Consider the following 11,621-nt stretch of genomic DNA (forward strand, 5'->3'; position numbering starts at 1 on the left):
GAGGGCTAATTCAGATCAAACAGATCCAAATATCAAATTTGCAAATTTAAATTTACTAATTGTGTGAATTTGTAAAGTGAGTTTAAATTTGTAAATTTAATAAATTCAGTATCAAACGATACTGACCAAGATTGAATGTACAATGAAATTTTATAAAAAGGGTTGATTTGGAAAACGATATAAAACAACGAGCCGAGCAGTTAAGAAAAAACGCAGAAGCAAAAATACAACAAGCTCAAATCAAAGAGCAAAAATATCAACAATGGCTTGAAAATCAAAAACAAAATAATCCGAATTTTAGGGATTATGATGAAAATCCGCTTATCATACAAAGCTATGAAGAGTTTTTCGTTTTAACATTGCTTAGTTCATCTTTTATTTCTTGCCTAATACTTTTTGGATTATTAGAAAATTTATGGGATTATGGAACTATTGAAGATAAAGTATTTTTTTGGTTTAGTTTAATCCCTATAACTTACATTGTTATTGTCGCAATTTTTCAAAAATTCAAATTTAAAAATCATAAAATAAAATTCACAAATCGCTATATAGAATTTTATGATTATGGAAAATTAAAAAGACAATGTAAAATATTAGAGGACGAATTAGCTAGAACATTTTTTGCTAATTCCTGTGTTAAAACAGAGAAATTTCATATACTGGTATATTTTATAATAATACTTTCACTAATTATCGATGGTGGTAAGTTATTATTACCCTTGATTTTATTTTATTTTGTAAATTTAACATTCAAATTTATTTTTTACTTATTCAGAAATAAAAATTTGAAAGGTTTTACAGCCTTACCTTTTATAAGAATATCAAATGAAGTTTTTACGGTATCTATGTATGCTACACCAGTTTCGGGTAGATATTTTATGATTTATTTATATAACGATGAAATTTATAAAGAAGTTAAAAAATATTTTTTGCAACAAGGTATAAACATAGATAATTTACCGAAAAGGTATTCAATTTTTTAGTAACAAAATTTAATAAAACCAAAAAAATAGGGAAAATTTTAATAGATGGTGCGACCGACGAGACTTGAACTCGTACACCTTGCGGCACTACCCCCTCAAGATAGCGTGTCTACCAATTCCACCACGGTCGCATAAATTTTAAAGCTTGATCTTAAGCCTTGAATTATATAAGTTTGAAGCCCGATTTCTCGGGCTTTTGATTAATTTGCAGCAGCCTTTAAACCCGCTGTCAAAAAAGGATTTACGAAAAGCAAGATAAATGAAATAACTAATGCATAGATAACCTGCGCTTCGATCATCGCAAGCGAAATATACATCGTATTCGATAGCTTGCTAGCTACGCTCGGATTTCTAGCGATGCCGTTAAGCGTCGCACTAGCGGCATTTCCCATACCTAATGCGCCACCCAAAGCGGCTAGACCTAAAACAACTGCAACGGTAATTGCAGAAAAAGAAACGATCTGAGTGTAAGCGCTTAGCTGCTCGCTAGCGAAAGCCGCGCCGCAAAGAGCAAATAACAATACAAGAACTTTTTTCATAAAAGTCTCCATAAATAAATTTTAAAACGAGTTTCGGCTCAATACCCCCTACTCCAACGTTTTAAGTGTGAAATATTATTAAAATTTTGCTTTTGATTTGTTTAATCTGGCGGAATTTGCGTTAAATTTAGCAAATCCCGCCGAGCACGCCGACATCTTAGCGCTTAGCGTCCAGATATGTGTTTAGCGCCGCAACGTAGGCCTTTGCAGACGCCAGCATCGTATCTACGTCAAGTCCTCTGCCGATAATGGCGCCCTCGCCCGCAAATTCCACCTTAACGGTTACTTTCGCCAGCGCGTCTTTACCCTGCGAGACTGCTTTTACTTGATACTCCTTCAGGCTACCGCTGATGCCGCTGATACGATCTATCGCCTTGAATATCGCATCCACGCCGCCGTTTCCAAGCGCGCTATCGCTTAAAATTTCATCCTTATACCTTAGCGTAAGCGCGGTGCTAGCGTGCCCTTTGTTGCAGCTATTGGAGCTTAAAACCAGCACTTCGTAGGTCTTTTCGGCTCCCACGAACTCGTCGTTTACGAGCTCTCTAATATCCTCGTCGAAAACGTCCTTTTTGCTGTCGGCGAGCGATTTAAATTTATTAAACGCGATCTCAATCTGCTCATTACTAAGCTCATAGCCCAAAGATACCAGCTTGTCTTTGAAGGCATGGCGGCCGCTGTGCTTACCCAGCACGAGGGAGTTTTTATCAAGCCCGATATCCTCGGCGTGCATGATCTCGTAGGTTTCTTTGTGTTTTAACACGCCGTCTTGGTGGATGCCGCTTTCATGCGCGAAGGCGTTTTTACCTACGATCGCTTTATTGGGTTGCGGCTCGATACCGGTAATGCTCGCGACTAGGCGGCTGGATGGATAAATTTCTTTCAAATTTATATCGGTATAAAGCGGCGCAAATTTATCTGTGCGCGTCTTGATCGCCATTACGATCTCCTCCAGAGCCGCGTTGCCCGCGCGCTCGCCGATACCGTTTATCGTGCACTCGACCTGTCTGGCTCCTGCCAAGATGGCAGCCAAGGAATTTACGGTAGCCATTCCCAAGTCGTTGTGATTGTGCACCGAAACTACGGCGCGCTCGCCGATAAGCTTAACGAGCTCGCCTATTCGGGCGGTGATCTCGTCCGGGTAGAGATAGCCTACGGTATCGGGAATATTTATGGTGGAGGCTCCGGCGTTTATCGCAGCGTCGCAGATCTCTTTTAAAAAACCCATATCGCTTCTGCACGCATCCTCGCAGCTAAACTCCACGTCATCGCATAGGCTTTTGGCGTATTGCACAGACTCTACGGCGCGCTTTATAACCTCTTGCGGCTGCATTTTAAGTTTAAATTCCATATGAATCGGGCTTGTGGCGATGAAGGTGTGGATACGCCCAAGCTTCGCGCCCTTTATCGCTTCGCCTGCGGCTTTGATATCTTTTTCTAAAGCGCGCGCAAGCGAACAGACGCGAGCCTTGCTAACGACGCTAGCGATCTTTTCTATCGCGTCAAAATCGCCTGGGCTCGCCGCCGCAAAACCCGCCTCGATAACATCTACGCCCAGCTTTTCAAGCTGCAACGCAAGATGGATCTTTTCGTCCGTATTCATCGACGCTCCGGGGCTTTGCTCGCCGTCACGAAGCGTCGTATCGAAGATTATGATTTTATTTTTGTCCATTGCTTGTCCTTTCAAAGCGTTAAAATTTGGCAAAATTATAGCCGCGCAAGCTTAAAACAATCGCGGCGATAAACATATCTGAGATTATTTCGCCGTTTCCTCGGGTTTGTCTTTTTTATGAAATTTAGCCGCGCTTAAATTTAAAGCTCCACGAACCAAACCGTAAACGATATAAATCAAAGTAAGCACCGCCGGGAATTCCAGCTTGAAAAGATATAAAAGCGAGAAAAATACGACGATTAGAAGCACTAAAATTTTAATCGCGTTGGGACGTTTTAGGCTGATCTTTTTAAAGCTCGGAAAGCGTATGTTACTTACCATCAAAAACGATAACGCCGCCATTGCGATGATCAAAAATACGCCGAATCCTTTGGAGAGCTCATATTTTAGATAAATTCCGATCCAAAACGCCATCGTAATCGCAGCCGTCGGAATCGGCAGCCCGATAAAAACGCTAGGCTCGTAGGTGCCCGTGGTGACGTTAAATCGCGCCAGCCTGATCGCGCCGAAAACCACGTAAAGCGCGGCTATGAGCGAGCCGACCTTACCGTAATCGTGCCCGACCGCACAGTAAAACAGCAGCGCCGGCGCTACGCCGAAAGCCACGATATCCGCAAGGCTGTCAAACTCCACGCCGAATTTCGACGTAGCATGCGTTAGCCTCGCTACGCGGCCGTCGAGTCCGTCGCAGATCAAGGATAAAATGATATAAAAGATCGCGGCGCTGAAGTTGCCTTTGATCGTAGAAATTATGCTGATAACCGCCAAAAATGCACTTGCCGCCGTGAAAAAATTCGGCAATATGTAGATTAATTTTCCCTTTTCCTCTTCCATCTCTTACTCTTTAAATTTTATTTTTGCACCGCTTTTCATTCGGTACCGCGGATCGCGCATAAAGCATTTTAGCGCGACCTTCTTAAAATTTAGCCCTAAGCTTTTACCGCGCGCGAGGCTTTAAATTTAAGCCTCGTTCTTTGCGTTTTCGATATCATCGTTAGCGCCCAAATTTCGCACCAGACGGGTGGGTATGCCGTTATCTTTTTCAAATTTAGAGATGATCTCCACGATCTGCTCTCCAGAGACCGTCTCCTTCTCATACAGCGCCTTTACCATCTCCTCGATCGCCGGAGCATAGGTCCTTAGCGTCTCTTTTACCGCCGCATAGCGCTCATCCAGCGTCTTGCGAACATATTCGTCGATCTTAACCGCCGTTACCTCGCTGTAATCCTTGATGCTCTGTCCGCCATTTAGGAAGGAATACTGCTGCTTTTCTAGCACTGCAAGCCCGAGCGCATCGGTCATTCCGACCTGAGTAGCCATAAATTTAAGCATATCGGTAGCGCGCTGCAAATCGTTGCCCGCGCCGTCGGTGATCTCGCCCAAAAACACATCTTCCGCCGCGCGCCCCGCCAAAAACGTATCGATCTCGGCAAAAATTTCATGGCGCTGGTGCAGGTATCTATTTTCAAACGGCGAATTTAGCGTGTATCCCGCAGCGCTCAATCCGCGCGGCACGATAGTTACTTTAGATACCGGCATCGCGCCTTTAGTAACCTCGGCGATGAGCGCATGACCGCTTTCGTGGTAGGCGACGATCCGCTTTTCGATTGGGCTTACGCGGCGCGATTTTTTAGCCAGTCCGATACCGACGCGTTCGATCGCTTCGAGCAGGTCTTTTTGCTCGACCTCCGCCTTTGCCTCGCGACCCGCTAAAAGCGCGGCTTCGTTGATGATATTTGCAAGATCGGCTCCCGCAAAGCCAACGGTAAGGCGCGCGATCTCTTCGATATCGATATCGCGAGCAAATTTAACGTCGCGCATATGCACCTTCAAAATCGCCATTCTGCCGTCAAAATCAGGTCTATCGACTAGAACCTGCCTATCGAATCTGCCCGGACGTAGAAGCGCCGCATCCAGCGTCTCCGGGCGGTTGGTAGCCGCAAGGACGATCACCGGGCTTGATTCCGAGCCGAAGCCGTCCATCTCGGCAAGCAGTTGATTTAGCGTCTGCTCGCGCTCGTCGTTGCCTCCGCCGATACCGCCTGCGGTTCTACTTTTGCCGATCGCGTCGATCTCGTCGATAAAAACGATCGCCGGAGCCTGTTTTTTAGCGTTATCAAATAGATCGCGCACCCTACTGGCGCCCACGCCTACGAACATCTCAATGAAGCTCGAACCCGATACCGAAAAAAACGGCACGTCCGCTTCGCCCGCAACCGCTTTGGCTAGTAGCGTCTTGCCCGTACCCGGAGGCCCCACCAAAAGCACGCCTTTTGGAATTTTAGCCCCGAGACTTATATATCGCTCGGGGTTTTTTAAGAAATCTACGATCTCTTTAACCTCCTCTTTCGCCTCTTCGACGCCCGCGACATCGCTAAATTTAACCTTCGGCTTTTCGGCGCTTACCAGGTTTTTAGAGCTTCCGATGCCGAGCACGCCGCCGCCCATATTGCGCTGCATACGGTTGGCTAAAAACATCCAAATTCCAAAGAAAATCACGAGCGGCAAGACCCAGCTAAAGAGCAGATCGGTCAAAAAGTTGCTCTCGTTATACGCGCCGTATGGAATTTTGCGCGATTCTAAAATTTGAACTAGCTCGGGGTCATCCACACGCTTGGCGGTGTAGATTACGTTGCCGACTTGAGCTTTAATCGTGGAGCTCCCGATAGAAACCATGCTTACTTGAGAGTTTTTGATCTGCGATTTTAGCTCGGAGTAAGTTACGTTTCTACTCTCGCCTGAAACGGAGCCTAGCACTCCGCCGCTATCAAATCCGCCACTTGGGGATATCGCTTTAAACACGACTATCAAAATAAGCGCAAAAATTATAAAAACGCCGATCGGATTTTTATTGAAAAAATTGTTTCCGCCGCCGTTTTGAGGGGGTTGATTATTTGGGTTGTTATTCATATTTTCCTTTCATAAACGAAGCTAAGCCATTCGTTTTGCTTTTTCATCTGCACGAAATTTAAATCCGAAAAGGCTTGCTCGATCCTATCTTTATATTTTTCTAAAATCCCCGACAGCACGAGCTTGCCGCCCGGTTTCAGCGCTTTTTTCAGATCCGCGCTTAGGATCAAAATCACGTCGGCGATTATATTTGCGACAACGAGATCAAACTGCGGCTGCGCGGCTGCGCTTGAGCTTTGCTCACCCAAGCTTGAAACGCTGCCGAGCCAAATTTTATCGATCTGCACGCCGTTTTTCTCGGCGTTTTGCTGCGTAGCCGTCACCGCCTGCTCGTCGGTATCGCAGGCGCTTACTTTTGCGCCCAGTTTTTTCATCGCGATACTTAAAATTCCGCTGCCGCAGCCCACGTCAAGCGCGCTCATGCCATCGCAAGCAAGCTCGCTAAGTAGCGCCAGACACATATTGGTGCTTTCGTGATGCCCTGAACCAAACGCCAGCGCAGGATCGATCAGTAGATCGATTAGCTCGCAATCTTGCGATCTTTCGCACCAGCTCGGACGGACGTAAAATTTGCCGACCGCTACGGGCGCGACGCCTTTTTTATACTGCTCGATCCAATCGATATTAGGCTTTTTTGAAATTTCGATCTGCAGATCAGCGTCTAAATTGAGAGATCGCGCGAGCGCCTTTTTAAACTCTTCAAACGCAAATTTTAAATTTTGCGGATCCTCTTCGTCGCGGATTATGAAACGCTCGCCATCCTCCTCGACGCAGGTAACGCCGAGCTCAAACGCAAAGTTTTTAAAAAGCTCGCTCGCATTCGCACTTTTTACGATCATCTCATAAAAAAAATCTTTCATCGCCTCACATCGCCTTTAAATTTTAAAATTTGCATATTACTAAAATTTAGTTCAAACTTTGCTTACGCTCGGGCGTTTTTATAGAGCCTCAAACGCCTTTTTAAGATCGAGCGTGCCCTCATAATACGCCTTGCCGACGATAACGCCTGCGATGAGCCCTGCATTTTTAAGCGCGATTATGTCGTTTATATCTTTAACGCCGCCACTTGCGATAGTGTCGATACCGCTAGCTTTCGCGATAAAGCGGCTAAATTCTACGTTTACGCCGCTTAGCATCCCGTCGCGCGATATGTCGGTGCAGATGATCGCGCAAACGCCCGCGTCCGCGTAGTCTCGCGCCAGATCAGTCGCTTTTACGCGGCTTAGTTCAGCCCAGCCCTCGGTCGCTACGAGCCCCTCTTTCGCGTCTATGCCCACGACGATGCGGTAAAGCTTCGCCATCTGCTTTACGAAATCCGGGTTTTTTAGCGCCGCCGAGCCCAGGATAAATCTATCGACGCCTAAGCTCAAATATTCCATTATGCGTGCTTCGTCGCGGATGCCGCCGCCCACTTCTACGCGCAGGCGCGTGCTTTTTACGATCCGCTCGATCGCTTTGAAATTTACCGCCTCGCCCGCAAACGCGCCGTCGAGATCAACCAGATGCAGCCACTTAGCGCCGAGATCTTCAAATTTTTTGGCTAGCTCGCAGGGGTCCTTGGAATAAATTTTTGCGCTTTGCATCTCGCCCTTGCTAAGGCGCACGGCGCATCCTTGTTTTAGATCGATCGCAGGGAAAATCTCCATCACAGCTCCGTAAAATTTTTAATGATTTTTATGCCCGCATCGTGGCTTTTTTCGGGATGCGGCTGAAAGGCAAATACGTTTTCGCGCCAGATCGCGCTTGCAAACTCATAGTCGTAAAACGTGGTCGCAAGCGTGATCTCGCGCGCGCAAAGGACGTGGTAGGAGTGCACGAAATACAGATACTCAAACTCGCCTAGGCCCGCGTTTATCGGCGAGCGCTTGATAAAATGCGCGCTGTTCCAGCCGACGTGCGGGATCTTTAGGCTTTCGGCGCGGGCAAAATTTTGCCCGCTGCGCTCGCTCAGCTCTGCCCTATCTGAATTAAATTCCGTCTCGCCCGATATAAATTTTGTATTTTCTCTAAATTTCATATTTTCGGACCTGGATTCCGCCCCCCGAATATTAAATTTCGTTTTGTCAAATTTCACGACGCGACCGGGTAGAATTCCAAGCCCGCTGCGCGCGCCAAATTCCTCGCTTTGCTCGAACAGAAGCTGCATCCCAAGGCAGATGCCTAAAAAATATCTGCCACTTGCGACGAACTCTTTAATCGCGGCGTCCATACCGTTTGCGCGAAGCCTATCCATCGCCTCGCCGAATGCGCCCACGCCCGGAAGCAGAGCCTTATCGCAGCTCAAAAGCTCCTCCGGGCTGCGCGCGAGGCAAAATTTAGCGCCGCAAAAGCTAAGTGCGTTCATTACGCTTTGGATATTGCCCGCGCCGTAATCCACGATGCCGATCAAGCCGTGCCCTTCATATCGTTCAATCGGTGTGAAAACTCGGGCACGATGCGCTTTAGCTTATCCGCGACCTGCGCGTCCTCGCATTCCGAAAGCTCCTCGATCTGCGAGCTTAGCTCCTCTAGGTCGTATTTTGCGGAGTGGGTTACGAAGATGGATTGATACTTTGTGCTCTTGTCGTTTTCGTCGATCAAAAGCTCCTCATAAAGCTTCTCGCCTGGGCGAAGACCTACAAATTTAATGCCCAGCTCCTCCTTGCCGGCGAGCTGCAGCATTCGCTTGGCAAGATCGGCGATCTTTACGGGCTCGCCCATATCCAGCACGAAAAGTTCACCGCCCTGCGCGATGGAAGCCGCTTGAAGCACGAGCTGACACGCCTCGCTAACGAGCATAAAATATCTCGTAATCTCTGGGTGCGTAACGGTAAGCGGCTCGTTTGCTTCGATCTGGCGTTTAAATTTAGGGATAACGCTGCCGCTTGAGCCGAGCACGTTTCCAAAGCGCACCGCGACGATCTGCGTGTCGCTTGCCGCGTCGTTGGAATTTAGCGCGTAAAGCTCGCAGATACGCTTCGTCGTGCCCATAATGTTCGTCGGTCGCACCGCCTTATCGGTCGAGATCAAAACAACCTTTTTCGCGCCGTATTTTTTAGACAGATCGATTACGTTTTTTGTGCCGATGACATTGTTTTTGACCGCTAGATGCGGGTTAAACTCGCATAGCGGCACGTGCTTATACGCCGCTGCGTGCACGACTACTTCGGGATGAAATTCTGCAAAAACCTCCTCCAGCTCATGGCGATAAACGACGTTTATCATCTTTAACTCGTTGCGCGCATCCGCGCCCGTAGCTTCGTTAATCGAGTAGAGATTAAACTCGCTGTGCTCGACCATGATAAGACGCTTTGCGCCGAATTTCAAGCATTGCTTACAAATTTCGCTTCCTATCGTGCCACCCGCGCCCGTTACCAGCACGATCTTGTCTTTGATAAAATTTTCAATCGCCTTGGTGTCGAGATCCTTGGGCTTGCGCGCGAGCAGATCCTCGATCGATACGTCGCGGATCTTTTTGCTCTCATCCTCCAAAAGCGAAAAGAGCTTGATATCCTTTAGCCCGTACGCAAAAAGCTCGTCATAAAGCTCCTTTAGCTCGTCCGGATACAGCGCCAGCGCGATGATTGCGGTTTTAGCGCCGCTATCTTTGATCATCTGCGGAATTTCGCTCTTGGCTCTGACGACGTAGTTTTCGCAATAGGTCCCCACAAGCTCTGCCCGTCCGTCCACGACGCCCACGGGATAGTAGTTGATATATTTTTGCCGCATACCTTTTAGGACGTGAAAGGTCTTGCTCGTAGCGCCTACGACGATACAAGGCTCGTTATTCGTGATATTTTTCTTCTCACTTAGAAACATCCGCTTTGAAATTCTAATCCCACCGATTAAAATAAACGAGATCGCCGCATCTATGATGATGACCGAGCGCGGGAACGGGTTAAAAATTTTACTCGCTAGAAAAAACAGGATCAAAAAGGTAAGCGCTGCCATCACGTGCGCATAAAAGAGCTTTCTTGCTTCATATAGGCCGAAAAATCTCCACGGAACTAAATAGATCCGCAAAAACCAAAAATAGAAAATTTTAATCGCCGTAAGACTCGAGGCGCTAAGCAGCGCGCCTTTATAAAATTCGTTCGGTATATCTCCGCTAAATCGCAGCAAAAACGCGATGTAAACGGAGAGGATCGAGATAAAAATATCTCCTAGCAAAAAAAACGCGAAGCGGCTAAATTTAGTGGGTTTTAACAGCATTAGATGTTTTCTTTTACGATTTTTACGACGCGCTCGATCGTCTCGTCGCTCATATCGGTGCCGCTAGGCAGGCAGATGCCGCGACTAAACATATCCTCGCTAGTGCCGTCAACTACGCTAAGCGCGCCTGCGAAGATGCTTTGCAGATGCATCGGCTTCCAAAGCGGGCGAGATTCGATGTCGGCTTTATTTAGCGCATCGATTACCTTTAGATGAGCGCCTTTTTGTTTAAATAATAGCGTTGTAAGCCATCTGTTGCCCTCGCCACCTTCTACTTCGGGCATAAACTCCACGTCGGTGCCTCTAAACAGATCCTCGTAAATTTTAAAAATTTCGCGTTTTCTTTTCACGCGCTGCGGCAAGACCTCCATCTGACCTACGCCGATAGCGCCTAAAACGTTGCTTAAGCGGTAGTTGTAGCCATAGTCTTTGTGCTCGTAGTGAAGTAGCGGCTCGCGCGCCTGGGTGCTATAAAATCTAGCCTTGGCGATTAGCTCCTCGTCGTTTGAGATCAGCATTCCGCCGCCTGAGGTAGTGATGATTTTATTGCCGTTGAAGCTTAGCGCGCCGCATTTTCCGATGCCGCCCAGCGCCTTACCCTTATAAAATCCGCCCAGCGCCTCCGCAGCATCCTCGATGAGATCGATATTTTCATTGGCGCAAATTTCGCATATCTCATCCATCTTTGCAGCCTGTCCGTAAAGGTGCGTGACGATTAGCGCCTTCGGCTTTTTCGGCGATTTTTTGATCGCTTCTTTAAGCAGCTTCGGGCTTAAATTCCAGCTCTCGTCGCTATCTATCAGTACCGGCACGCAGCGCTCGTAAAATATCGGATTTAGCGACGCCATAAAGGTAAACGTAGAGCCTAACACCACGTCGCCGTCCTTTGTGCCGCTGCAGCGAAGCGCCAGATGAAGCGCCGCCGTGCCTGCGTTTAGCGCTAGCGCGCCGCGTGCGTGCGTATATGATTTCACCGCATCCTCAAAGCGATTTACATATTCGCCCAAAGGCGCGATATAGTTACTCTCAAATACCTTTTTTATATACTCAAGCTCATCGCCACCCATATTCGGCGGGCTTAAAAATACTCTTGCCATCTCTATCCTTCCTTGATCTTTAAATTTAACCTCGCTTGGCGCAGGGCTAAATTTAGCTTTCGGCATTAAATTTAAATGCTTGGATTTTATCACTTTTAATGCTATAAATTTTAAATTCAGCCATTTTTTTTAATCACGCGAGCGGGCACGCCTACGGCTACGCTGTCGCTAGCTATGTCGCGCACCACCGCAGCGCCCGCGCCGATGATACAGCGCTGCCCGATACTTA

10 protein-coding genes, 1 tRNA gene and 1 pseudogene are annotated in these 11,621 nt (G+C 47.3%); 1 reads left to right on the top strand and 11 read right to left on the bottom strand.

Annotated features, from left to right (window positions below):
* The first annotated feature begins 167 nt into the window (after positions 1–167).
* A complete protein-coding gene (locus tag Q0393_RS06960) occupies positions 168–983 on the top strand; it encodes a hypothetical protein (RefSeq protein ID WP_298102929.1) in 816 nt (271 codons plus the stop codon).
* 46 nt (positions 984–1,029) lie between these two features.
* On the opposite strand, the gene Q0393_RS06965 is transcribed toward Q0393_RS06960, so the two are convergent.
* The 11 genes and pseudogenes from Q0393_RS06965 to Q0393_RS07015 all read right to left on the bottom strand — a co-directional run.
* Positions 1,030–1,114 (bottom strand) — tRNA-Leu (locus tag Q0393_RS06965).
* Positions 1,115–1,183: 69 nt separating this feature from the next.
* A complete protein-coding gene (gene atpE, locus Q0393_RS06970) occupies positions 1,184–1,522 on the bottom strand; it encodes an ATP synthase F0 subunit C (protein WP_177386747.1) in 339 nt (112 codons plus the stop codon).
* A 157-nt stretch (positions 1,523–1,679) separates the two neighbouring features.
* The gene (locus Q0393_RS06975; protein WP_298978992.1) at positions 1,680–3,194 is read right to left on the bottom strand and encodes a 2-isopropylmalate synthase; all 1,515 of its coding nucleotides are present in this window, start codon (positions 3,192–3,194) and stop codon (positions 1,680–1,682) included.
* A gap of 84 nt (positions 3,195–3,278) precedes the next feature.
* Positions 3,279–4,028, bottom strand: a complete 750-nt coding sequence (gene pssA, locus Q0393_RS06980; protein WP_298978993.1) for a CDP-diacylglycerol--serine O-phosphatidyltransferase — start codon at positions 4,026–4,028, stop codon at positions 3,279–3,281.
* A 126-nt stretch (positions 4,029–4,154) separates the two neighbouring features.
* Positions 4,155–6,104: an ATP-dependent zinc metalloprotease FtsH gene (gene ftsH / locus Q0393_RS06985; protein WP_298978995.1), complete on the bottom strand. Its 1,950-nt coding sequence runs from the start codon at positions 6,102–6,104 to the stop codon at positions 4,155–4,157.
* Positions 6,101–6,964 carry a 50S ribosomal protein L11 methyltransferase gene (locus tag Q0393_RS06990; protein ID WP_298978997.1) on the bottom strand — a complete coding sequence of 288 codons (864 nt, stop codon included), beginning with the start codon at positions 6,962–6,964 and terminating at the stop codon, positions 6,101–6,103. Before Q0393_RS06990 ends, ftsH begins: the two co-directional genes overlap by 4 nt.
* A 78-nt stretch (positions 6,965–7,042) precedes the next feature.
* The gene (hisA, locus tag Q0393_RS06995; protein ID WP_298979000.1) at positions 7,043–7,750 is read right to left on the bottom strand and encodes a 1-(5-phosphoribosyl)-5-[(5-phosphoribosylamino)methylideneamino]imidazole-4-carboxamide isomerase; all 708 of its coding nucleotides are present in this window, start codon (positions 7,748–7,750) and stop codon (positions 7,043–7,045) included.
* Positions 7,750–8,493: an imidazole glycerol phosphate synthase subunit HisH gene (hisH, locus tag Q0393_RS07000; protein ID WP_298979002.1), complete on the bottom strand. Its 744-nt coding sequence runs from the start codon at positions 8,491–8,493 to the stop codon at positions 7,750–7,752. Before hisH ends, hisA begins: the two co-directional genes overlap by 1 nt.
* Positions 8,490–10,295 carry a nucleoside-diphosphate sugar epimerase/dehydratase gene (locus tag Q0393_RS07005; protein ID WP_298979004.1) on the bottom strand — a complete coding sequence of 602 codons (1,806 nt, stop codon included), beginning with the start codon at positions 10,293–10,295 and terminating at the stop codon, positions 8,490–8,492. Before Q0393_RS07005 ends, hisH begins: the two co-directional genes overlap by 4 nt.
* A complete protein-coding gene (pglE, locus tag Q0393_RS07010; RefSeq protein WP_298979006.1) occupies positions 10,295–11,392 on the bottom strand; it encodes a UDP-N-acetylbacillosamine transaminase in 1,098 nt (365 codons plus the stop codon). The genes Q0393_RS07005 and pglE overlap by 1 nt, the downstream gene beginning before the upstream one ends.
* Before the next feature lie 116 nt (positions 11,393–11,508).
* Positions 11,509–11,621: pseudogene (locus Q0393_RS07015) on the bottom strand (acetyltransferase); the annotation flags it as partial.

The organism is uncultured Campylobacter sp. (genome assembly GCF_938015785.1).
In the GTDB taxonomy this organism is placed as follows: domain Bacteria; phylum Campylobacterota; class Campylobacteria; order Campylobacterales; family Campylobacteraceae; genus Campylobacter_B.

Excerpts from the sequence above, each read along its gene's own strand:
- atpE (WP_177386747.1), bottom strand. The coding sequence starts at position 1,522 with ATGAAAAAAGTTCTTGTATTGTTATTTGCTCTTTGCGGCGCGGCTTTC.
- Q0393_RS06975 (WP_298978992.1), bottom strand. The coding sequence starts at position 3,194 with ATGGACAAAAATAAAATCATAATCTTCGATACGACGCTTCGTGACGGC.
- pssA (WP_298978993.1), bottom strand. The coding sequence starts at position 4,028 with ATGGAAGAGGAAAAGGGAAAATTAATCTACATATTGCCGAATTTTTTC.
- ftsH (WP_298978995.1), bottom strand. The coding sequence starts at position 6,104 with ATGAATAACAACCCAAATAATCAACCCCCTCAAAACGGCGGCGGAAAC.
- Q0393_RS06990 (WP_298978997.1), bottom strand. The coding sequence starts at position 6,964 with ATGAAAGATTTTTTTTATGAGATGATCGTAAAAAGTGCGAATGCGAGC.
- hisA (WP_298979000.1), bottom strand. The coding sequence starts at position 7,750 with ATGGAGATTTTCCCTGCGATCGATCTAAAACAAGGATGCGCCGTGCGC.
- Q0393_RS07005 (WP_298979004.1), bottom strand. The coding sequence starts at position 10,295 with ATGCTGTTAAAACCCACTAAATTTAGCCGCTTCGCGTTTTTTTTGCTA.
- pglE (WP_298979006.1), bottom strand. The coding sequence starts at position 11,392 with ATGGCAAGAGTATTTTTAAGCCCGCCGAATATGGGTGGCGATGAGCTT.